This window comes from Vibrio sinaloensis DSM 21326 (assembly GCF_000189275.1).
Classification (GTDB): Bacteria; Pseudomonadota; Gammaproteobacteria; order Enterobacterales; family Vibrionaceae; genus Vibrio; species Vibrio sinaloensis.
Window position 1 is genome coordinate 16,495 of sequence record NZ_AEVT01000093.1, and the last position, 23,338, is coordinate 39,832.

Genomic DNA, 23,338 nt, shown 5'->3' on the forward strand with positions numbered 1-23,338 from the left:
GAGCCGAATGGATAAGGATTATTCACGAGACCTGATTGGCTATGGAGCAAACCCTCCTAACCCTAATTGGCCGGGAGGTGCTCGCATCGCCGTGTCATTTGTATTGAATTATGAAGAGGGTGGCGAACGCTGCCTGCTGCACGGGGATGATGAGTCCGAAGCCTTTCTTTCTGAGATCCCTGCCGCACAGCCAATTAAAGGCGAGCGACACATCAGTATCGAGTCGATTTACGAATATGGCAGCCGCGCGGGTGTATGGCGGGTTTTGAAACTGTTTGATGAGTATGAAATTCCGTTGACGGTATTTGCTGTCGCAATGGCTATCGAGCGTCACCCCGAGGTGGCTCAGGCGATGACTCAAGCAGGGCATGAAATCTGTAGTCACGGTTATCGCTGGATTGACTATCAATACATGGATGAATCTCAAGAGCGCGACCATATGATGAAGGCGATTGAGATCATCAAGCAGATCACTGGTGAGAGGCCGCTTGGCTGGTATACCGGTCGTACTGGGCCTAATACCCGTAAGCTCGTTGCTGAAGAAGGTGGTTTCCTCTACGACTCTGATGCTTACGATGACGACTTACCTTATTGGCATACCGAGGCGGATCAGCCACAACTGGTTATTCCCTACACGCTGGATGTCAACGACATGCGCTTTGCCACTGTGCAGGGGTTTAACTCGGGTGAACAGTTCTACCAATACCTAAAGGACACGTTTGACACTTTATACGCCGAGGGTGAGACCGCGCCTAAGATGATGTCGATTGGTCTCCATTGCCGCTTGATTGGCCGACCGGGACGTATCGCTTCTCTCAAACGTTTTCTTGATTACGTAAAACAACACGACGATGTTTGGTTATGCCGCCGTGTTGATATCGCTCGTCATTGGCACGAGCACCACCCTTACACATCTAACCAGGAGAAATAACATGGCTGAATTTCGTTTTTGTAAACCATCACAGATGGCCCGCAGCGAATTTGTCTCTCACTTTGGCGATGTGTATGAGCATAGCCCGTGGGTCGCTGAATCCGTTTATGACCAAGGCCTAAGCAATACTGATGATGTAATTTCAAACCTTCATCTACGAATGGCAACCGCCTTGCTTGAGGCAGAAAAACAGCAGCAACTCGACCTTATTAACGCTCACCCAGATTTAGCCGGGCGAGCAGCAATCAACGGCGAACTCACTGCCGCATCCACTGCGGAACAAGCTGGCGCTGGCATTGACCAATGCTCAGCAGAAGAGTTCGAAAAATTCACCACGTACAACGACAGTTACAAAAGCCGCTTCAACTTTCCCTTCATCATGGCAGTGAAAGGGGCCAATCGTTACCAAATTCTTGAGTCGTTCGAGAAGCGATTAGGCAATGATAGTGACACTGAGTTTGCTACGGCGATTCAGGAGATCAACAAGATCGCCCTGTTTCGCTTACGAGATATGTAAGTCACGGAGATGGCGACTATTTCGTTCTGATATCGACTGATATCTGCCCGACAAAGGGCTTAGAGCTCTAGATGAGCATACTCACTCAACCTATTTTTGAATAATTGGAAGGATAAAGGACATGTCCTTAGACATTGAACAATACATTAATCTTGCTGACGACAAACTTGGCGCAGAAGCCATTTATGCCACCGATGACTTTTTCGCTGATAAAAGCCGACTGCTTCGCCGAGAAGCTCCTGAATGGAAAGAGGGTGTTTATGACGACAATGGCAAATGGATGGACGGCTGGGAAAGTCGCCGTAAGCGTGGTGAAGGTTACGATTACTGCGTCATTCGCTTAGGTCTTGCTGGTACAATCGCAGGTGTCGACATTGATACCTCGTTCTTTACGGGTAACTTCCCGCCATCAGCATCAATTGATGCCTGTTATTCCCCAGACGGTGATCCAACCGACTCAACCGAATGGCAAGAGATTCTGCCATCAATGAGCCTTCAAGGTGACCATCATCATCTAGAGCAAATTGAGTGCGAACAAGTGTTTACTCACTTACGCTTAAACATTTACCCAGATGGCGGTGTTGCTCGTTTGCGTGTTTATGGTCGCCCAAGTGTTGATTGGGATCGCATAGACTCACAACAAAAAGTTGACCTTGCTGCGGTTGAAAATGGCGGCCGCGCCTTAGCGTGTAGTGATGAACACTACGGCAACAAATCTAACATTCTTGGTCCAGGTCGCGGTGAGAACATGGGCGATGGCTGGGAAACCGCTCGTCGTCGTACACCGGGTAACGACTGGGTAATTGTCGCACTTGGTCATGTGGGCAACATTGACCGAGTGGTTGTCGATACCGCGCACTTTAAAGGTAACTTCCCCGATAGCTGCTCCATTCAAGCTGCGTATGTTAAAGGTGGAACGGACGATCAAGTTGCGACTCAGAGTCTCTTCTGGCGTGAACTATTACCTGCGCAAAAGCTCAAGGCACATGACATTCATGAGTTTAGCTCAGAGGTGAATGATCTTGGCGCTGTGACACACGTTCGCCTCAACATTTTCCCTGATGGTGGTATCAGCCGTTTGCGTTTGTTTGGCACTAAAGCGAAATAAGCGAGGAAAGCAATATGAGCAATGGAATCCGCCGTTTAACCATCGAACCTTTGACCAAGCGCGCGTTTGCTGAGTTTGGGGATGTGATTGAAGTGGACAATAGCGACTACTTCATGATCAACAATGGCTCGACTCGTCGTTATCACAAGCTAGCGAGCACCGATGTGCAAGACCAAGGTGGTGAAGCCATCATCAGTATCTTCCAAGCGACGCCGCTTAGCTATCCGTTAACGATAAAAATGTTAGAGCGCCATCCGTTAGGATCGCAAGCTTTCGTTCCGTTGCTTGGTCAACCATACCTTATTGTTGTTGCCTCCAAAGGCGATGATCCTTCGCTGGCCTCCTGCCGTGCTTTCTTAAGCAATGGGCGCCAAGGAGTCAATTACCACAAAGGCGTTTGGCATCACCCAGTATTGGCCCTAACCGAGCAAGATCAGTTTCTCATCGTCGACCGCGGCGGAGAGGGCCATAACTGTGACGAAGTTTTTTTTGAGCGTGATCTGGTGTCACTGCATTTGGAAGACTTGCCGGGTAACAACAAGCTGGAAGAAAAACAGCGCACGGAGCAAGCGCTGTAAAGGAGTAAATTATGGATCCACATATCACGGAGTGGTTGAATCTAGCGATTCGCTGGGTTCACATGATTGTCGGCATCGCATGGATTGGTGCTTCATTCTATTTCGTTTGGTTGGAGAACAACCTGAATCGTGTAAACCCCAAGACCGGTCTAGCGGGCGATCTATGGGCGATTCACGGTGGCGGTATCTACCACCTAGAAAAGTACAAGTTGGCGCCACCAGAAATGCCAGAACATTTGCACTGGTTTAAATGGGAAGCGTACTTCACTTGGATTACCGGCATCTTGTTGTTGGCCGTGGTCTATTACCTCAATGCTGAGATTTATCTCATCGCTCCAGGCTCTGGCATGTCGCCAACGACAGCCATCGCAATTGGTATCGCAGCGTTAGTTGCAGGGTGGTTTGTTTACGATTTGCTGTGCGAATCGCCGCTGGGCAAAACTCCGATGCTATTAGGCGCGGTGCTATTCGTGCTGTTAGTCGGCGCGGCTTATGGGCTGGCTCAGGTTTTCAGTGGTCGCGGTGCTTACATTCACCTTGGTGCAATCATAGGGACCATTATGGTCGGTAACGTGTTCCGGGTGATCATGCCAGCACAACGTAATTTGGTTAGTGCCATTGAACAAGGTCGCGAGCCCGATCCGGCATTACCAGCGAAAGGTTTGCTTCGTTCTCGTCACAACAACTACCTGACCTTGCCAGTGCTGTTCATCATGATCAGTAACCACTTCCCAAGTACTTATGGCTCGGAATACAACTGGGCGATATTGGCGGGGTTGGCTATCTTCAGCATCTTGGTACGCCATTACTTTAACACTCGTCATGGCAGTCAAAAGTATGCGTGGACGGTCCCTGTTGCAGCGCTTGGTATGGTGACTCTCGCTTTTGTTACGTCTCCCTACGCGAATAAACCCGCGACTCCAGTGGCGAGCGCGCCTGTTGTGGTAGAAGCACCTGTGCAGTCTGAAGTTGAACAAGCCGCAGCGCCTGCGACCGAGCATGAGCAAGAGACGACAGCCTCTCAGCCTACCGCTGCTGGTGTCGGCTTTGCGACCATCAATAAAGTGATCCAAGAGCGTTGTTCAGTGTGTCACTCAGCAACACCGACGCACGCGGCGTTTGCTGCGGCGCCTGCCGGAGTGATTTTGGATACGCCGGAAGAGATTCAGGCAAATGGTCCGCGCATTGCTCAAACAGTCACAACCAAGTACATGCCATTAGGTAACCTCACCCAAATGACAGAGGATGAGCGAGCTCTCATTGGTGATTGGGTAGAGAAGGGGTCGCTTATCCAATAAACCCGCTTGCCTCGAGTGAGTCCGGTAACCTGTCATCCAATCGGGCTCACTCGCTCAGCAACCGCTACCTGCAGGTAGTGTATTTCCCTTTCCCCGGTACTCCTGTCCGGGGTTTTTTATGCTGTTAAAAGGAGTTTGAAGTGATAGCTACCGCTCTCAATATTCGCCATAAGACCATTTTGGCTACAGTGACCGCAGTGATTCTTATTATTGTGGTACTGATTAGCATCACGTTAAGCCAAGGGCAAAAAATCATCCTCAATAAAACCTACTCCCAGCAGATGCCTGCGGCGTTGGGAGAGGTCAGCAATCAAATTCAACTTGAGCTAGAGAAGCCACTTGTTGTCGCGGAGGTGATGTCACAGCTTCAACCTCTTGCCGAGTTTGATGGTCAAGGCAGCAGGCAAATTCGCGCTCAGCTTGCTTCGATACAACAACAGTTTAATGCTCTAACGGCCTTTTTCGTTACCACGGTCGACGATAGCTACTATTTGCCAAGTGGTAAGCTCAAGTCTATGTCGAAATCATCACCCGATGACCAATGGTTTTATGCTTTCCTTTATGGTGATAAACAGGCCGAGTTGTCGATTGATATTGATGAGGCGACTGGCATCGCAACGGTTTTTGTTAATCATGTTGTTATCCGCCAAGGTCAACGAGTAGGGGTGACGGGGATAGGTCTGTCGCTTGAAAATTTAGGCAATATGGTCGCTAACTTCTCCCTAGGTGAGTCTGGGCGATTAATGTTGGTCGATAGAAAAGGTGAAGTAAAAGTCCACCCTAATACCCAGCAGGTTGGCAAGCAGTTGGCGGATATTGGACTTGAAGCCTTGGCGCCTGAGCTGCAAACGTTGTCTGGAACAGCACCTGTTATACATGAATCAAAGCTTAAGGAAACGTCGATGATTGTTGGTTTGATGGCCCTGCCACAACTTGATTGGGTGCTGGTATCTGTTCAACCTACGGCTGAAGTGCTCACCGAGATTAACCACTTCATCGAAACTATGATTTGGGTCGGTGGCTCTGTTGCATTGTTATTTATCGTTATCAGTGCATACATGACGCATATCTTACTTAAACCGCTTTCGACCACTGCACGACTACTGCTCGAAATTGGCAGTGGCGGTGGCGATCTCACTCAACGATTGGATGAAAGTCGGAATGATGAAGTCGGCAGTATTGCCAAAGGGTACAACCAGTTTGTCGCCTATATGGGCAACGTTTTACAAGAGATAGAAAGAGCACGCCAAGAGTTAGTGACAACCATTCATCAGATTGACCAACAAGCGAACGAAATGAAACAGCAGATCCATGGTCAAGAACATAATATTGCTCAGGTGGCGACTGCGGTTCATGAGATGAGTGCCAGCTCTGAAGAGATCGCCAATAACGCCAACCACACTTCAGACAATGTCCACGAAACCACGTTAGAGGTAAAAAACGGCCTGAATTCAGTAAGTAAAACATACGAGCGTACTGAAGCAATGAGCCAACAGCTCGCGAAGAGTAACCAGAGTATTGAAAAACTGTCGAATGACATTAGTGCGATAGATAGCGTTCTCGACGTGATCAGTGGGGTCTCTGAGCAGACCAATTTACTGGCACTAAATGCAGCTATTGAAGCGGCGCGAGCGGGAGAACAAGGTCGTGGTTTTGCGGTAGTTGCCGACGAGGTAAGATCGCTCGCCTCTCGAACTCAAGAGTCTGCCAGTGAAATTCGTACTATCATCGAAAACTTACAAGGGCTCAGTAACACAGTCGTTAGCGAAGTCAGTCAGAGCCACAAAATTGGTAGCGAATGCCTCGCAGCAGCCCAAGAGTCTGAACACCACCTTGCCTCTATCAGCAATATTGTTGAGGAGATCAATCAACTCAGTGCACAGACTGCCACTGCAACAGGCCAACAGTCTCAGGTGATTAACGATATTGCACCGCACGTTGAAAGTATTGCCGATGTCGCAAAAAGCAATACAGAGATGGTTACGCAAACCTCAAAACATTGCGTTAGTTTGAAGAGCAATGCGGACTCTCTTAGTGAGCTAGTGGCTAAGTTTCGGTTTTAGTCGAGATTATTATTCGAGTCATCTCTCCAAATTGGTGAAATAGAATATGTAATTGCACTAGTATGCAGCGATACGCTCGCGCTTTGTTGCACCAATATAACAAGGTCAAATATTAATCTTTTCATTATCAATGACTTGTGTGTTTTCAATGTAATCGGATAAATTGGCATCGATTTTGGATTTGTCTCCTTAGGTAAAAATAATTGAATAACAATTCACTATAAGGAGATATCCAATGAACACGAAGTTCAAACTTAAGCTTGCAGCAGTCGGTACCGCATTAGCCTGTATGTCAGGAATAGCGAGCGCCGCCGACACTATTAAAGTTGGCGTTTTGCACTCGCTTTCCGGCACCATGGCGATCAGTGAAACCACATTGAAGGACACGGTTCTGATGCTGGTGGAAGAGCAAAATAAGAAAGGTGGGCTACTCGGTAAAAAGCTTGAGGCCGTAGTGGTCGACCCTGCGTCAAACTGGCCGCTGTTTGCAGAAAAAGCTCGCGAGTTGATTGAAAAAGAGCAAGTCGATGTGGTGTTCGGTGGCTGGACATCCGTATCGCGAAAATCCATGTTGCCGGTATTCGAAGAACTCAACAGCCTACTTTTCTACCCTGTTCAGTATGAAGGTGAAGAGTCGTCGAAGAATGTGTTCTACACTGGCGCTGCGCCAAACCAACAAGCGATTCCCGCGGTCGATTACCTAATGAATGAACTTGACGTTGAGCGCTGGGTGCTGGCCGGTACTGACTATGTGTATCCACGTACGACCAATAAAATCTTAGAGTCTTACCTCAAGAGTAAAGGGGTGAGCGAAAAAGACATCATGATCAACTACACACCATTTGGTCATTCAGACTGGCAGTCGATCGTTTCTGACATTAAGAAGTTTGGCGCTGAAGGCAAGAAGACTGCTGTGGTCTCGACCATTAATGGTGATGCCAACGTCCCTTTCTATAAAGAGCTTGGCGCTCAAGGTATCTCTTCAGAAGATATCCCAGTTGTGGCTTTCTCTGTTGGCGAAGAAGAGTTGTCTGGCATGGACACCTCTCCGCTTGTCGGCCACTTAGCGGCATGGAACTACTTCATGAGCGTCGATACGGAGAAGAACGATGAGTTCGTCGAGACGTGGCAGAAGTTTATTGCCAGCGAAAAGCGTGTGACCAACGATCCTATGGAAGCGCACTACATCGGCTTTAACATGTGGGCGCAAGCGGTCACCAATGCAGGAACGACAGATCCTGAAGCTGTGCAAGATGCGTTGATTGGCGTGTCTGTACCAAACTTGTCAGGCGGTTACTCAACTATGCTACCTAACCACCATATCACTAAGCCTGTGTTAATCGGGGAAATCCAAGATGATGGTCAGTTCGATATTGTTTGGGAAACGACGGGCCTTGTAGCAGGCGATGCTTGGTCAGAATATCTCCCTGAATCGGCGAAACTCTTCTCTAGCTGGTCGAAGCCGTTTTCTTGCGGTGCGTTTAACGTTGAAACCAAGAAATGTTCAGGGACCAATTAAGACTCTCCCCCCCATTAAATGACCTGAAAAGTTGGCGCTGCATGTGGTAACGCAGCGCATTTTTACTGCCATAAATTCTAACGCAAGGATGCATCTCATGACGACCGTATTACGGATGCTCTGTGTGCTCGTTTTTGTGCTTATTGGATTAACGACTGCGTCGGCTGAGAACGTTAAACCACTGACTCAAGACTCTTTTTTTCAGACGTTGACTGGAAAGAACACACACGAAAAACAGCAAGCGGTTAGCTGGCTTGCCTCAAACTATTCTCATGACACAGCCAAGCCCATTCTAGAGGCATGGCTGAATGGACAGCTCTACTACCTTAAAGATCGCAAACACGCTCAGCACGAGCAGCTATTTATTATTGAGAGTGTTCAAACAGGGGCGCAGGCGAGACAGGCTTGGAATAACGATCCTCTGATCATTGAAAGTAAGCGGAAGTTTAAAAAAATAAAAGTGAACAATAAACTTCGTGCTTACCTTCGTATTGAAATTGCATCACTTGGTCTTAACAGCGTGGATCCAGAGGTTCGCAAGCAGTCAATCAAAGCGCTAACTGGTAACCCTGAAGCCATAGATAAGCTCAGCGCATTACAACAAAGTGAAACTAACGCAGAGGCCGTTGCTATGTTGGCGTTCGCCATTGCGGTTGATGCGGCGCTTGACCCCAAGGCCTCCAATCGCATTGATGCTGTCGAGTCTATCTCTCAATCCAATCAACCCATTGTTCTTAAGACTCTTAACACGATCTTGGCACAAGAGACTGACCCACAACTCATTGCGGCCGCAGAGCGTGGTTTACAAGATTACCAGCAAAGCCAGCGACTCTACGCAGGTGTCGAGACGTTGTTTTTTGGGCTAAGTCTTGGCTCTGTATTGGTACTGGCGGGAATCGGCTTAGCGATTACTTTTGGGGTCATGGGCGTGATCAACATGGCGCATGGTGAGTTGATAATGCTTGGAGCTTATACCACCTATGTGATGCAGCAACTTCTGCCGGCTCATACCGGTGTGGCACTGATCTTGTCGATTCCTATGGCATTCCTGGTGTCAGGATTGGTTGGCATCTTGATTGAGCGCAGCGTGATTCGCCATCTGTATGGGCGACCTCTTGAAACGTTACTGGCAACCTTCGGCATCAGTTTGATTCTCCAACAGGCCGTTCGCTCTATCTTCTCTCCGTTAAACCGTTCGGTAAGTACACCAGATTGGATGGCCGGCGCGCTAGAAATCAACCCCATGTTGTCGCTGACATACAACCGCCTCTACATCATCTTGTTTTGTGCCATGGTGTTTATGGCTTTAGTGATGATCTTGAAGAAAACCCCCCTCGGATTACAGGTTCGTGCTGTTTCACAAAACCGCCCGATGGCAAGAGCTATGGGGATTCGTTCTGAGCGTGTCGACGCAATGACATTTGGTTTAGGTGCGGGTGTGGCAGGAGTGGCAGGTGTGGCGCTGTCTCAGTTGACCAACGTTGGGCCAAATATGGGCCAAGCCTACATTATCGATTCCTTTATGGTGGTGGTGTTTGGTGGCGTAGGCAACCTTTGGGGAACGCTGGTCGCTGGTTTAGGTTTGGGACTGTTTAATAAGATCTTAGAGCCATGGGCCGGAGCGGTGCTGGCTAAGATTCTGGTGCTGGTGTTTATCATCTTATTTATTCAGAAGCGACCAAGAGGATTGTTTCCTCAACGTGGTCGCGCAGCTGAGAGTTAAGGAGGCGTTATGACCAATCAAACACACACGAAACCCTCACGCTCTTTTGTCCTTTCTGCACTGCAAGGCGATAAGGGCGGTCAGATGACAATATTGGCTATCTTGGCAGCGGTGATCTTAATTCCGGCGGCGAATATGATGTTGTCCGCTTCGCACCCGCTTCACGTCGAAACCTTTACGATTTCATTGCTGGGTAAATACCTTAGTTATGCGATGTTAGCGCTCGCCGTCGATCTCGTATGGGGCTATTTGGGTATTCTCAGTTTAGGCCATGGCGCTTTCTTTGCACTTGGCGGCTACGCGATGGGTATGTATTTAATGCGTCAAATCGGTGATCGCGGTGTCTATGGCAATCCTATCCTACCTGATTTTATGGTGTTCCTAAACTGGCAAGAACTGCCTTGGTTTTGGCATGGCTTCGACCAGTTCTGGTTTGCGGCTCTGATGGTGGTGCTGGTACCCGGCGCAATGGCGTATGTATTCGGCTATTTGGCGTTTCGCTCTCGGGTCTCTGGGGTCTATCTCTCCATCATCACTCAAGCTCTCACCTATGCACTGATGTTGGCGTTTTTCCGCAATGAAATGGGTTTTGGCGGCAACAATGGCTTAACCGATTTTAAAGACATTCTGGGCTTTAGTTTGCAGCAAGACAGTACTCGAATCGCACTGTTTATTGCGACTGGTATTGCCCTTATCGTCAGCTATTTGGTCTGTCGCAGCGTCGTGTCGAGCCGTCTTGGTCGCGTGTCGGTTGCGATTCGTGATTCCGAATCGCGCACACGCTTTATGGGTTACGACGTCGATGGCATCAAACTTTGGGTGTTCGTTCTTTCTGCGGTGATCGCCGGAATAGCCGGCGCGCTGTACGTGCCGCAAGTTGGCATTATTAACCCTGGTGAATTTGCTCCGCTCAATTCGATAGAGGTGGTGGTCTGGGTCGCCCTAGGCGGTCGTGCGACCTTGTTTGGTGCGATTGTTGGCGCCTTAGTGATCAACTATGCCAAAAGCTGGTTCACGGTAGAGTTTCCAGAAGTGTGGCTGTTTGCCCTCGGAGGTTTGTTCGTCCTTTCAACGCTCTACTTCCCGAAAGGCTTAATCGGCTTTGTCAGTGATAAGTGGCATGTAGTCGTCAATAGAAACCGCGGGCATAACGCCGCTGAGTTGAACACTGACGAAGAGAAAAGCAAGGAGGCCTTGGTATGAATGAGTTAAAGCGCACCGAGCAATTTAAGCAATCACTCGCTGAAGTTACTCGTCGAGATCAAGTGTTCTCGTTTCTTAAGCCGGACGTTCACCCATTGATTGATACCAGACACAACATCTTGCTCTATGTGGAAGGGGTGAATAAAACCTTTGATGGGTTCAAAGCGATTAACGATCTCAATCTGTACATCCGTGAAGGAGAGCTTAGATGCATCATTGGCCCAAATGGAGCCGGGAAAACCACCATGATGGACATCATCACGGGTAAGACGAAACCGGACACTGGTGAGGTTTGGCTCGGCTCGAACCTCAACTTACTTAATATGAATGAAGCCGAGATCGCCAATGCGGGAATTGGCCGTAAGTTTCAAAAGCCGACGGTAATCGAGTGCTTAACAGTGTGGGAAAACCTCGAACTGGCGATGTCGGGCGTGCGTTCAGTGTGGGGTTCGTATGTGGCGAAGATGACAGGAGAGCAAAAAGATAAGCTCGAATCGGTGCTGAGTTTAATTCATCTGCAAGACCAGCAAACGCTGCTGGCCGGCAACCTTTCTCACGGCCAAAAACAGTGGTTAGAGATAGGAATGCTGTTGATGCAAAACCCTAAGCTGCTGCTTATTGATGAGCCTGTGGCTGGCATGACCCACCAAGAGATGGATCGTACATCTGAGTTACTTAACTCACTAGCTGGTAAACACTCTGTGGTGGTCGTTGAACATGATATGGACTTTGTCCGTTCTATCGCTAGCCATGTCACTGTGCTTCATCAGGGGCATGTGTTGGCAGAAGGCAGCATGGATGAGGTTCAAGCGCACCAGCAAGTCAAACAGGTTTATTTGGGGGAATAACATGCTATCAATTTCTGGATTGAACCAGTTTTACGGTGAGAGCCACACACTTTGGGACTTGGAGATGGAGATCCCCAAAGGAAAATGCACTGTGTTAATGGGGCGTAATGGTGTAGGTAAGACGACCTTATTGCAATGCATTATGGGGTTGGTCAAAACTGAGAGTGGCGACATCGCCCTTGAAGGCGACTCTATCATCAAAAAAGAAGCCGAAGCTCGGCCGAGAATGGGGATCGGCTATGTTCCACAAGGTCGTCAAATCTTTCCAATGTTAACTGTGGAAGAAAACTTGCAAGTAGGTTTACCTATCCGAGCAAGAGGAGACCGTCACATCCCCGAATTTATCTTCGAGCTATTCCCTGTGTTGAAGGAAATGTTGCATCGCAGAGGGGGCGATTTATCGGGTGGGCAGCAGCAACAACTGGCTATCGGTCGGGCGCTGGTGATCAACCCTAGCTTGCTGATTTTGGATGAACCGACGGAAGGGATTCAGCCAAACATTGTGCAAGAAATCGGCGACATTATTCGCATGTTGAATGAGAAATTTGGACTTACGGTTTTACTGGTGGAGCAAAAACTGCCGTTCGCCCGTAAGGTCGGTGATCAGTTTTGCATCTTGGATAGAGGGCGCACTGTCGCCCAAGGGGACATGGAAGAGCTGGATAATAGATTGATAAAGGAGTATCTCACCGTATGATTTGTGAACCTGCCGTTGCGTTTGATTTAGGTGATAATAATCAGACGCTTAAAAAGAATATCGAGTCTGATGTAGAGAAAGGCTGGAAGGCCATGTTATCGCTTTTGTTTAAAGACAGAGGGGATAAAACCGTCATCAAAGACCGCCAACAGAAAGGGCCTTTAGCGATTCAGCGCCCTTTGTATCCCGAAGGGAAAACGTGCCATACCTATTTGTTGCATCCACCCGGCGGTGTGGTCGGTGGCGACACTCTGCAAATAAGTACGCACGTGGAACAAGGGGCTCATGCCCTGGTCACCACTCCGGGTGCGACTAAGTTTTATCGCTCTGAAAAACGCTACGCTCATCAGAAACAGATATTGCATGTTGAAGGTGGTGGTTTACTCGAGTGGTTACCGCAAGAAAACATCTTCTTTCCTGACACCCATGCTCGCCTTGATACCGAGATTCATCTTGATCGTGATGCCCTATTTGTGGGCTGGGAAATGCACTGTTTTGGGCGTCCTGCACTAAATGAGGGATTTTCCTCCGGACATTTAGTCGGAAAAACAGAGATTTACCGAGATGGAAGAAAAATTTTGACCGAGGGGTTAAATATTTTTGGTGGCGATAAGTCCATGATTGAAAAGGGTTTGCTTAATTTCTCTCTTGCGGGAACCTTGTATATTTCTGTCGAAAATGAGGATTTTTTTCAACTGGTACAGAGCTTGCTCTCTAACATACAGCAAGAAGTCGGCACAGAGGACTTGGTGATCGCTGCGACGCAGATAGAAGAATTGGTTGTCGTGAGAGCACTGGGTCGATGGAGTGAGGTGATCTTGGAGAGCTTTCAACAGGTTTGGCAACAAGCGCGCCAATACTGGACAGGTGAAACTCCTCAGCCCCCAAGGATTTGGGCTACCTAAACTCCATGTTTCTCTTTGCGCCTTCTCCATCATGTTAAGGGAATAGCAAGGAAACCAATGGAATTATCACCGAGAGAAAAAGACAAACTGTTGATCTTCTGCGCTGGGATGCTGGCGCAGCAACGAAAAGAGCGAGGGTTAAAGCTTAACTATCCAGAGTCTGTAGCGTTTATTAGCAGTGCCATTCTTGAAGGCGCTCGTGAAGGCAAAACGGTGTCTGAGCTTATGGACTTTGGACGAACACTTCTTACTGTTGATGACGTTATGGAGGGCGTGCCTTCGATGATTCCTGATGTACAAGTCGAAGCCACCTTTCCTGATGGGACCAAATTGGTCACCGTTCATGAGCCAATCGTCTAGGAGATCATATGTCAGCATCAACAAGCCAATATTCTGGTTTTATTCCCGGTCAAATTGAATCTGCCCCTGGCGAGATTGAACTCAATGTTGGCCGCGCGACCATCAAGGTCAAAGTGGAAAATATCGGCGATCGACCAGTACAAATCGGCTCGCATTATCACTTTTTTGAGGTCAACGATTCACTGCGTTTTGAGCGCGAAGCGTGCAAAGGGTTCCGTCTCAATATCCCTGCTGGCACTGCGACCCGCTTTGAACCTGGCCAGTCTCGCACGGTTGAGTTGGTTGAGTTTGCTGGTAAGCGAGAGATATACGGGTTCCAAGGTAAGGTCATGGGCAAACTCGCCCAATAAAAAACAAAGACAAGGATAGGTAATGGCAAGCATTTCTCGTCAGGCATATGCCGAAATGTTTGGGCCAACAGTGGGCGATCGCGTGCGACTCGCAGACACCGAACTGTGGCTTGAAGTGGAAAAGGATTTCACTGTTTACGGCGACGAAGTTAAATTCGGCGGCGGTAAAGTGATTCGTGATGGTATGGGGCAAAGTCAACGACCAAGCGCTGAAACGCCAGATTTGGTTATTACCAACGCAGTGGTATTGGATTACTGGGGTATCGTCAAGGCAGACGTAGCAGTTAAAAATGGACGTATTCAAGCGATAGGCAAAGCGGGCAACCCTGATGTGCAGCCAGAAGTGACGATTGTGATTGGCCCGGGAACAGAGATCTTAGCAGGGGAAGGCTCAATTTTAACCGCGGGCGGTATCGACTCGCACATTCACTTTATTTGTCCGCAGCAAGTCGAAGAAGCACTGGCTTCAGGTGTCACCACCATGATTGGTGGCGGTACTGGCCCCAACACAGGAACCAATGCGACAACGTGTACTCCCGGCCCGTGGAATATGCACCGTATGCTTGAAGCGTTAGATGAGTTTCCAATGAACTTTGGCCTACTCGGGAAAGGCAACGCTAGCCAGCCAGAAGCGCTAAGAGAGCAGGTCGCGGCGGGGGCGGTAGGATTGAAGCTGCACGAAGATTGGGGCACGACGCCAGCATCAATTGACACCTGTTTGTCAGTTGCTGACGAGATGGATGTTCAGGTCGCGATTCATACCGATACGCTGAATGAGTCAGGGTTTGTAGAATCGACGTTAGGTGCGATTGGCGATCGCGTGATTCATACCTATCACACCGAAGGAGCAGGTGGTGGGCACGCACCGGATATTATTCGCGCTGCGGGTGAATCCAATGTTCTGCCATCGTCGACCAATCCAACTCGTCCTTACACGGTCAATACGGTTGATGAGCACCTCGATATGTTGATGGTGTGTCACCATTTGTCGCCTTCTATTGCTGAAGATGTGGCATTTGCCGAGTCTCGAATTCGCCGCGAAACCATCGCCGCCGAAGACATTCTGCACGATCTCGGTGCCTTCTCTATGATTGCCTCAGATTCACAGGCAATGGGGCGTGTGGGCGAAGTGATTACTCGCACTTGGCAAACGGCGCACAAAATGAAAGTGCAGCGCGGCAGCTTAAAAGAAGATTCCTCCTACAGCGACAACTTTCGACTCAAACGCTACATCGCTAAGTACACCATTAATCCGGCGATTACTCACGGTATGGCGCATGAAATTGGCTCAATTGAAGTGGGTAAGCTTGCCGACCTCGTGTTGTGGAAGCCCGCTTTCTTTGGTGTTAAGCCGAGCGTGATTCTTAAAGGTGGCATGATAGCCATGGCACCGATGGGTGACCCGAATGCTTCGATACCAACCCCTCAGCCAGTGCATTATCGCAGTATGTTTGGCAGCTATGGTAAAGCATCACAAAACACTTCCATGTTGTTTGTTTCCCAAGCGGCTGAGCAAGCAGGTATAGCAAGTGAGCTTGGTCTTGGTAGCCAAATAGGGGTTGTCAGCCATTGCAGAGATATCAGTAAAGCCGACATGAAGCTCAACGACTGGCAGCCGAACATCGAAGTGGATTCACAAACCTACCAAGTTCGCGCTGATGGGGAGCTGTTGGTGTGTGAACCTGCTGACGTGTTACCCATGGCACAAAAGTACTTCTTGTTTTAACGCTACAACGAAAATAGCTAACCAGTAAACGAATGATTGAATGAGAAAACGAACTGATAAGGAGATGAGATGATCGAACTTACCGAAATCAGCAAAGAAATTTGTACTAAACCTAATGCGTTTCTGAGCTTGCCAATAGATAGCCGAATTAAGAGCCGACTTAAAGTTGAGCTAGATGATGGTCGTGAAGCGGGCTTGTTTCTGCCGCGTGGACACATTTTGCGTGGCGGTGAGCAACTTAAAAGCCAATGCGGCATGATCGTCGAAATCAAAGCTGCGCCGGAAAAGGTCTCGACGGTCTACTGCAGCGATCTGCATTTACTGACGCGCGTGGCGTATCACCTTGGTAATCGGCATGTACCGCTGCAAGTGGAATTTGGCTGGGTCCGTTACCAGCACGACCATGTGCTAGACGAAATGGTCCAAGGTTTGGGTGCAAAAGTCACCACAGAAGACGCGTCATTTGAACCAGAAAGTGGCGCTTATGGTGGCCGCTCTGGTGGGCATCATCACCATCACTAATCACACTCAAATTAAAGCAATAACAACAAGGAAGTTATCATGAAAAAAACACAACAATTGGCTGCATTCACCTCTTTGGCTCTTCTTTCATCTTCGGCTATGGCGCATCCCGGTCATGAAACTGGGTCATTCTCCGCAGGTTTAACTCATCCAGTGACTGGGTTTGATCACCTGGTTATGTTGGTCGCATTCGGTATTTTAGTGGCGTGTGTCCAGACTTCGGCTGTGCGTAAAATGGGGTTAGTGCTGAGTGCACTTGCCTCTTTGTTAGTCGGCCTCGCTGCTGGGCAGGTGTTTGGCGGCTTTAATGGCGTCGAGCTTGCGATAGGGGCTTCGCTGTTTGTCGTGAGCGGCGCAATCTGGCAAGCCTTCCACGCTTCAAAAGATATGCTGCGTTTGGCGCTGACTTTATGTGTTGGCTTAGTGTTTTTCCACGGTTATGCACACGGTGTTGAAGCGCAAGGCGCAATCTCTTCGTTTGCCGCGGGTATGACTGTCAGTGCAGCGGCACTAATGGTTCTTGGCTTGCAGTTTGGTCGAGCACTTTCAAGCCCTTGGCTCTCTGTCGGTGTTGCCTCAGTTAGCGCCCTCGTCATCCTGTAAACCTTTGCCTATGTCTTATCAAAATAGGCCAAGCGATCTGGCGTTGTATCGGCTGTTTCAGTTAATAAGCCCCTCTCTTCCCATCGGAGGTTTTACTTATTCGCAAGGTTTGGAGTGGGCGGTTGAGGCGCAGTGGGTATCGGATCGTGCTTCAATGCAAGATTGGCTCGATAACATGTTGATGAACAGTGTCGCGACACTCGAGCTGCCAATCCTTGAACGTTATGCCCAAGCGCTGAAAAGTAATAACAAGCAACAGTTAGTTGCGCTGAGTGACTTGCTCTACAGCAGTCGAGAAACCAAAGAACTCAGAGCCGAAGAGAAGCAGCGTGGGCAAGCGCTGTATACCTTACTCAAACAGCTTGATATCTATCATGACTGTTTTGATTGTGCCGATAGCAAGCCAAATCAGTTACTCGGGCTTTGCGTCGCTGCGCAGCATTGGGATATAGAAATTGAGCAGCTCAAACAAGGCTATTTGTGGAGCTGGGCTGAGAATCTGATTATGGCGGGGGTCAAGCTCGTGCCTTTAGGTCAAACAGACGGGCAACGTGCTTTGATTCAACTCAGTGAGCGGTTTCCCCAAGCGTTAGGTAGAGCCAGAACGATTGAAGATTGGATGATCGGCAGCTTTACTCCATCAATCTCAATTGCCAGCAGTTTGCATGAAACTCAGTACACTCGGCTGTTTCGCTCTTAGCGAAGTAGCAAGCAAAGAATTAGAAGGACTTAATAATGGAAAGTTACAAACAACCTTTACGCGTCGGTATTGGCGGCCCCGTAGGATCGGGTAAAACAGCACTGCTTGAGGTGCTGTGTAAAGCGATCAGAGACAAACTCAATATCGCGGTTGTAACCAATGATATTTATACCCAAGAAGATGCCAAAATCCTTACCCGGGCTGAAGCGTTAGAGCCGGATCGTATTATTGGTGTTGAAACGGGAGGTTGCCCACATACCGCCATTCGTGAAGATGCATCGATGAACTTAGCGGCGGTTGAAGAGCTGGCAAAACGTCACAAAAATCTCGATGTGGTGTTTGTCGAAAGCGGTGGCGATAACCTGAGTGCGACCTTTAGCCCAGAGCTGGCGGATCTGACCATTTACGTGATTGACGTGGCGGAAGGGGAAAAGATCCCGCGTAAAGGTGGCCCGGGGATTACTCGCTCAGATTTGCTGATCATTAATAAGATCGATTTGGCCCCATACGTTGGGGCGTCACTGGAAGTGATGGAGCAAGATACCCAGCGGATGCGTCCAACTAAACCTTTTGTGTTCACCAACCTAAAGGAGAGCAAAGGGCTAGACACCATCATCGATTTTATTGTCACTCAAGGTATGTTAACGATGAAAGGCTAAACTTCTCTATTGGCAAAAGGCACCGAACTCGGTGCCTTTTTTGATCTTGGTGTAATCCAAGTTATTGGTTTTACCAGTTATTTATAAATTGTACTGAGCGTTTTATAAATATATGTTAAAGCGATAATAAAAGGAGGAAACCTTTATGCCGATCAATGGAATTTGTCATGACTTCGCCTTCACTCGCTGTTTTCCTGTTGAAAGTAAAGACAGAACACCCAATGCGAAGGAGAGTGCCGATCTCTGGCGCATCTTGCGCACCAAAATGAAACTGATTAACCCGCACGATATCGATACGTTACAACCTGGTGTGTTAACCGTAACTAACGCGACAGGTCATCCTACTTATACGCCTCACTCTTATTATGTTGGTGAAGGACATATTCTCTACAGTACGAACGACCCGTTTTTTGACAAAGTGGAAAAAAGCAAAGTGAATGTCAGTACTGAACACGGTGTGGGTGCAGTGACTTACTCGTTGGCAACGCTTAAAGCGGCATTAAACAATGTTTCTCACGGACCAAATGGTGCTTCAGCTCGCATTGGGACAGATAACCGAGATCTGCAATTCTACTGGTGTTCGACGGCAATTGCTCGCTTAGGTTGGTGGGCACAATAAGAATAGCTGCCCTCAATGATTGTGAGGGCAGCGTCTCTTTTTAGCTATCTGCTACGGCAATTGACGGTTGTTTGCTCGGTGTCTGACGTTTGAACACGGCCAGTAGTGACGTCATGGTAAGTGCCGTGATACCTGCTAGTGTCACCGGTGAGCCGAAGATGCTTTGCACTAGCTTAGGGCTCTGGCTGAGTAGGTCAGGGACCAACATCACTCCAAGGCCAAAACCAAATGACAAAGCAATTGTCATTATCTTCTCTCGATTCAAGGTTTCGCTGGCGATGATCTTGATGCCAGCTGCCGCAACCGTGCCGAACATAACGAGTGTTGCACCGCCCAACACAGGCTTTGGAATCGTCATTAGTAATGCGCCTAATATTGGAAACAAACCCAGTACAAACAAGATAGCGGCGATAAAATACCCTACATGGCGACTGGCGATTCCGGTTAAGTGAATCACGCCGTTGTTTTGGCTGAAGGTGGTATTTGGGAAGGTATTAAAAGTCGCGGCGATCAGAGAGTTGACGCCATCACCCAACACACCCGCTTTCAAGCGTTGTAAATAGCCAGAACCCGATACCTCTTGTTTGGAGAACATACAGTTTGCTGTGATGTCACCGGTCGATTCAATGGCTGTGATTAGGTAAATAAACCCAATAGGTAGAAACACTTGCCAGTCAAAGCTGAAACCATACTTAAATGGAACAGGCACGCTAAACAATGGTTGACTGGATAGCTCAACCGGAGCAACTTTTCCCATTATTGCCGCCGTAATCCAGCCAATGATAAGGCCAACAAGGATAGACGACAGACGAACCCAAGTGTGACGGCTTAGGTTCATGATGACAATAGTCGCAAGCACGAGTCCACCTAGCATCAAGTTTTCTAGGCTGGCGAAATCCGGTGCATTAAATCCCCCCGCCAAATCTGTTACACCTACTTTTATTAAGTAGATGCCAATGGTGGTAATGACGATGCCTGTCACAATCGGTGTGATGACCGTTTTTAATTTATCGATCAGCTGGGAAAGGAAGATTTCGACAAATGCCCCGAGGAAACAAACGCCGAAAACAACCGCCAGAATCTCTTCTGCACTTCCACCACGTCCTTTAACTAAAAAGCCGCCAGCGAGAATTGAACCTAGAAAGGCAAAACTGGTTCCTTGAACACAAATGAGCCCAGCGCCGATTGGTCCCACTCGTTTTGCTTGAATAAACGTACCGACCCCAGACACCATCAACGCCATACTGATCAGATAGGGAACATGCTCAGCTAAGCCTAGTGCAGAACCAATAATCAATGTTGGGGTTATGATACCGACGAAACTCGCCAGTACATGTTGTATAGCAGCCCATGTTGCGGCTTTCGGTTCGGGTCTATCATCAAGTGCATAGATTAAGTCGGAATCCTTTTCCATTGTGTTCTCCTTTGTATTGGTGTTTGTATACAATAAGTTGATTTTAAATGAGCAATCTATATGCCAATAAATTAAACACATAAATTCAGCTACTTATGAAAATCAACCAAGTGGAAAGACGTGAGAGTGCACCGTAAACGCTCATATTGGGGGGTGTTGGTGCAGAGAAGTCGCCTACCTGTAGAGCTGAGATACTCATTGAGATATTTGTCAGCGATTCAACGACATACTGAGCGGTATTTGCTTCAACTGGTCATTCTTTGTCTATACTCAACTCACACCATTGATCGCTTGAATGCTTTTTCATTGACTAAATTTTGTAACTGAGGTTTTTATGCGAAGAACGTTAACCTTGGGCGTGATGAGCGCTTTTTATATGTTCAGCCAATGTGTATTTGCTCTGAATGCACCAACGGATGAACCCATTTTATGGGTCTCTGGCAACATTAGTGAGTCGAACTCATCTCAGGGGGTAGAGCTTGATGAGGTGATGTTGAGTGAGTTGGAGGTTGCCACGATTCGAACCAATAACCATGTAGTTGATAGTGTTGTGGAGTACAAGGGGCCAACGTTAGCCAGTGTGTTGGAATATGTGGGTGCTAAGGGCACACAAGTAAAAGTGATAGCTTGGGATGATTACGTTGTGACGATTCCAGTGAATGACATCAAAAAGTACCAAGTTTTGCTTGCGACCCATGAAGCAGGGACGCGAATGACCATCGACGATAAAGGTCCTTTGTTTGTGGTATTTCCTTTTAGTGATCACGCCGAATTAAGAAATGATTTCTACTATAGCTTGTCAGTTTGGCAGGTTCGGGAGTTGGTCATTGAGTAAAGAAGCTCATCGCCCCAAGGGGAAAACTGGACGACTATTTCTCACCATTATCGGATCTCTCGGAGTGTTGCTGGTGGTGATGATCTGCTACTTCTTCTATTCGCTGGCGGAGATTCGTAACATTTCGCCTCAGCCTTACGTCACTATTGTTGCCAATAACTTGTCGGCCAAGCATAAAGTGGTGCAACTCAAAGCTGAGATTCAAAACTTCACTTTAAATCCCAGCGCCTCATCCCTGAAAAAAATGCAGATTAAAGCGCGTGTTTATAAATCGAGTATTTTGCAGGATTTGAGTTCGAAACGTACGTTACGGATCCACCAACAATATGGCAATGTTCAAGAGTTGAGTGACATCATTTCGCAGCTAGAATTACTGACGGCCTTGCTGCGACAGGTGACGCTTGATAACCAACAGCCATTGTTGATCGCCTCAAATAAGGTCGATGAGATATACGCTAGCCTTAATGATTACCTGTCTCGCTTTGTTTCCCAAGTGCAAAAAGATCAGATGCAATTCATCCAGTACAAAGAGAATTTTTACAACCAACAGTATTTCAATCTCGGTATTATTTTGGTTTGTTCATTAGTGATGATTGGTATTATTTCTTGGATGTACTGGAATCAGTCTAAATTGAGTCAAACCCTGAAAGAGCGCAGTGATAATCTCGAGCAAGCTCGCCTTCAAGCGGAGCAAAGTGCCGAAGCCAAAGCCCGCTTTTTGGCCAACATGTCCCATGAAATGCGCACCCCCCTTAATGCCGTGATTGGCCTGAGCCAAAAAGAGTATTACAAGGCATGTGATGAGCAAACCAAGAACTTTGCCTCTTTGATCAACAGCTCAGGCCAGCACCTGCTTAAGCTGATCAATAGCGTGTTGGATTTGAGTAAAATTGAGCAGGGTAAAATTCAGCTTGAGGAGGAGCGCTTCTATTGCAGTGAGCTTATCGACGCATCGCGCACCATATTTATTGAGATGAGCAAGCCTGATGTTGATGTCTTTTTCTCAACCGAGATAGATGCCGACTATCAATTGTGTGCTGATAAAACCAAGCTGTTGCAGGTGATTAACAACCTAAGTTTTAATGCGGTTAAGTTCACCAGTTATGGCTACGTTGAGGTAAAAATTGCCGTCGACCCTCTAATGAAGCAGTTAGTACTCACTATCAATGATACCGGTATAGGTATGACGCCTGAACAGCTAGATAAAGTCTTTAATGAATTCACACAAGCGGATGATTCGATAACACGCCAGTATGGTGGGACAGGACTTGGGTTATCGATTTGCCAATCTTTGGTCACCTTAATGGGCGGTAAGATCTCGGTAGAAAGTGAGACTCAAAAAGGCACGTCTTTTGTTGTGAGCATGCCTATCAAGGTTACGGGGCAACGTGAGCTGTATACGCTAGACAAAGAAGAGTCTGGGTTGCGGGTCGTTTCAAGTAACCATTTTGCCCAGCAGCTTATTGAGAACGAATTGCGCCGCGTGAAACTGTATGATGCGTCGGCAAAACGGGTCGTTTACTTCCAGATGCCTGGCGATGAGTTGACCCCTATATCGGCACTGAGCCTTGCGGATTCGAGCATCATCATGATTGCTGATGTTCAAACACCGCTTCCTACAGACATCTCAGTCACTAAGCTGAACAAACCTTACGATGTTTTTAGCTTGATTCGAGCGCTAGAACATTTGTCCCTCGATGGCCACACAGAGCAATTAGCCGCGCAAGGCGACAAGGTGTCACAGCTTTCTGTTTTGGTCGTCGAAGACATGCAAGTTAACCAAATTGTGGCGGAAAAAATGCTCTCAGTTCTCGGCATCAGTACTGAGATGGCGAACAACGGTCAAGAGTGTCTTGAACGATTGAAGAGCAAGCACTTCGACATCATCTTCATGGATATTCAGATGCCGGTTATGGATGGCTTGGAAACGATGAAGCGCATACGTTCTCAGCACTTAGCGCCAAACACCGCCATCATCGCGTTGACCGCTAATACCTTTGATAGTGACGTCAAATATTACCTCCAAGAAGGCTTTGATGACGTGCTGGGTAAGCCCTTTCAACTCGATTGGATGAAAGAAATGCTAGCGAAACATCAGCCGAGTGAGGCAAACGAGCCTCGATAGAAATGAAAAAGCTCCTAATCGAGAGGAGCTTGATG

General features: G+C 47.9%; 22 protein-coding genes and 2 pseudogenes. 23 read left to right on the forward strand and 1 reads right to left on the reverse strand.

The genetic code is table 11. The features are described from left to right. Window positions 1-7: 7 nt before the first annotated feature. The 21 genes and pseudogenes from puuE (at window position 8) to RH45_RS16370 (ending at window position 18,929) form a co-directional block, all read left to right on the forward strand. Window positions 8-931 carry an allantoinase PuuE gene (puuE, locus tag RH45_RS16275; RefSeq protein WP_008079156.1) on the forward strand — a complete coding sequence of 308 codons (924 nt, stop codon included), beginning with the start codon at window positions 8-10 and terminating at the stop codon, window positions 929-931. A gap of 1 nt (window position 932) precedes the next feature. Further along, window positions 933-1,448 (forward strand): 2-oxo-4-hydroxy-4-carboxy-5-ureidoimidazoline decarboxylase, encoded by a 516-nt coding sequence (gene uraD / locus RH45_RS16280; protein WP_008079157.1) that lies wholly within the window; start codon window positions 933-935, stop codon window positions 1,446-1,448. A gap of 121 nt (window positions 1,449-1,569) precedes the next feature. Further along, complete coding sequence (alc, locus tag RH45_RS16285) at window positions 1,570-2,556, forward strand: allantoicase (protein WP_008079159.1); 987 nt, start codon at window positions 1,570-1,572, stop codon at window positions 2,554-2,556. A gap of 14 nt (window positions 2,557-2,570) precedes the next feature. Beyond that, window positions 2,571-3,134, forward strand: coding sequence for an ureidoglycolate lyase (locus tag RH45_RS16290; RefSeq protein ID WP_008079160.1), 564 nt, complete (start codon window positions 2,571-2,573; stop codon window positions 3,132-3,134). 11 nt (window positions 3,135-3,145) lie between these two features. Continuing rightward, window positions 3,146-4,093, forward strand: a pseudogene (locus tag RH45_RS16295) (urate hydroxylase PuuD); the annotation flags it as partial. A gap of 63 nt (window positions 4,094-4,156) precedes the next feature. Further along, window positions 4,157-4,432 (forward strand): annotated as a pseudogene (locus RH45_RS23895) (urate hydroxylase PuuD); the annotation flags it as partial. A gap of 143 nt (window positions 4,433-4,575) precedes the next feature. Then, window positions 4,576-6,495, forward strand: coding sequence for a methyl-accepting chemotaxis protein (locus tag RH45_RS16300; RefSeq protein WP_039958843.1), 1,920 nt, complete (start codon window positions 4,576-4,578; stop codon window positions 6,493-6,495). Window positions 6,496-6,730: 235 nt separating this feature from the next. Continuing rightward, the gene (urtA, locus tag RH45_RS16305; protein WP_008079166.1) at window positions 6,731-8,014 is read left to right on the forward strand and encodes an urea ABC transporter substrate-binding protein; all 1,284 of its coding nucleotides are present in this window, start codon (window positions 6,731-6,733) and stop codon (window positions 8,012-8,014) included. Window positions 8,015-8,111: 97 nt separating this feature from the next. Continuing rightward, a complete protein-coding gene (gene urtB, locus RH45_RS16310; protein ID WP_008079167.1) occupies window positions 8,112-9,737 on the forward strand; it encodes an urea ABC transporter permease subunit UrtB in 1,626 nt (541 codons plus the stop codon). A 9-nt stretch (window positions 9,738-9,746) separates the two neighbouring features. Next, window positions 9,747-10,940 carry an urea ABC transporter permease subunit UrtC gene (gene urtC, locus RH45_RS16315; RefSeq protein WP_008079170.1) on the forward strand — a complete coding sequence of 398 codons (1,194 nt, stop codon included), beginning with the start codon at window positions 9,747-9,749 and terminating at the stop codon, window positions 10,938-10,940. Then, window positions 10,937-11,788 carry an urea ABC transporter ATP-binding protein UrtD gene (urtD, locus tag RH45_RS16320; RefSeq protein ID WP_008079172.1) on the forward strand — a complete coding sequence of 284 codons (852 nt, stop codon included), beginning with the start codon at window positions 10,937-10,939 and terminating at the stop codon, window positions 11,786-11,788. The genes urtC and urtD overlap by 4 nt, the downstream gene beginning before the upstream one ends. A gap of 1 nt (window position 11,789) precedes the next feature. After that, a complete protein-coding gene (gene urtE, locus RH45_RS16325; RefSeq protein ID WP_008079174.1) occupies window positions 11,790-12,485 on the forward strand; it encodes an urea ABC transporter ATP-binding subunit UrtE in 696 nt (231 codons plus the stop codon). Beyond that, window positions 12,482-13,390, forward strand: a complete 909-nt coding sequence (locus RH45_RS16330; RefSeq protein WP_008079175.1) for an urease accessory protein UreD — start codon at window positions 12,482-12,484, stop codon at window positions 13,388-13,390. The genes urtE and RH45_RS16330 overlap by 4 nt, the downstream gene beginning before the upstream one ends. A gap of 57 nt (window positions 13,391-13,447) precedes the next feature. Further along, complete coding sequence (ureA, locus tag RH45_RS16335; RefSeq protein WP_008079177.1) at window positions 13,448-13,750, forward strand: urease subunit gamma; 303 nt, start codon at window positions 13,448-13,450, stop codon at window positions 13,748-13,750. 8 nt (window positions 13,751-13,758) lie between these two features. After that, window positions 13,759-14,100, forward strand: coding sequence for an urease subunit beta (locus tag RH45_RS16340; protein ID WP_004744079.1), 342 nt, complete (start codon window positions 13,759-13,761; stop codon window positions 14,098-14,100). A 22-nt stretch (window positions 14,101-14,122) separates the two neighbouring features. Then, a complete protein-coding gene (gene ureC, locus RH45_RS16345) occupies window positions 14,123-15,826 on the forward strand; it encodes an urease subunit alpha (RefSeq protein ID WP_008079180.1) in 1,704 nt (567 codons plus the stop codon). Window positions 15,827-15,895: 69 nt separating this feature from the next. Beyond that, window positions 15,896-16,348 (forward strand): urease accessory protein UreE, encoded by a 453-nt coding sequence (ureE, locus tag RH45_RS16350; RefSeq protein WP_004744077.1) that lies wholly within the window; start codon window positions 15,896-15,898, stop codon window positions 16,346-16,348. 39 nt (window positions 16,349-16,387) lie between these two features. After that, window positions 16,388-16,951, forward strand: a complete 564-nt coding sequence (locus tag RH45_RS16355; RefSeq protein ID WP_008079187.1) for a HupE/UreJ family protein — start codon at window positions 16,388-16,390, stop codon at window positions 16,949-16,951. A gap of 10 nt (window positions 16,952-16,961) precedes the next feature. Beyond that, entirely contained in the window at window positions 16,962-17,651 is a 690-nt protein-coding gene (locus RH45_RS16360; protein WP_039958832.1) for an urease accessory protein UreF, read from the forward strand. Window positions 17,652-17,686: 35 nt separating this feature from the next. Beyond that, window positions 17,687-18,310, forward strand: a complete 624-nt coding sequence (gene ureG / locus RH45_RS16365; protein WP_008079192.1) for an urease accessory protein UreG — start codon at window positions 17,687-17,689, stop codon at window positions 18,308-18,310. Between the two features lie 145 nt (window positions 18,311-18,455). After that, window positions 18,456-18,929 carry a hypothetical protein gene (locus RH45_RS16370; protein ID WP_008079194.1) on the forward strand — a complete coding sequence of 158 codons (474 nt, stop codon included), beginning with the start codon at window positions 18,456-18,458 and terminating at the stop codon, window positions 18,927-18,929. 40 nt (window positions 18,930-18,969) lie between these two features. On the opposite strand, the gene RH45_RS16375 is transcribed toward RH45_RS16370, so the two are convergent. Continuing rightward, window positions 18,970-20,343: a uracil-xanthine permease family protein gene (locus RH45_RS16375; RefSeq protein ID WP_008079195.1), complete on the reverse strand. Its 1,374-nt coding sequence runs from the start codon at window positions 20,341-20,343 to the stop codon at window positions 18,970-18,972. A 334-nt stretch (window positions 20,344-20,677) separates the two neighbouring features. Here RH45_RS16375 and RH45_RS16380 point away from each other — a divergent pair, with 334 nt between their 5' ends. Continuing rightward, on the forward strand, window positions 20,678-21,178 hold the full coding sequence (locus RH45_RS16380; RefSeq protein WP_008079196.1) for a putative pterin-binding protein: 501 nt from the start codon (window positions 20,678-20,680) through the stop codon (window positions 21,176-21,178). Next, the gene (locus tag RH45_RS16385; protein WP_008079197.1) at window positions 21,171-23,303 is read left to right on the forward strand and encodes an ATP-binding protein; all 2,133 of its coding nucleotides are present in this window, start codon (window positions 21,171-21,173) and stop codon (window positions 23,301-23,303) included. Before RH45_RS16380 ends, RH45_RS16385 begins: the two co-directional genes overlap by 8 nt. Window positions 23,304-23,338 lie beyond the last annotated feature (35 nt).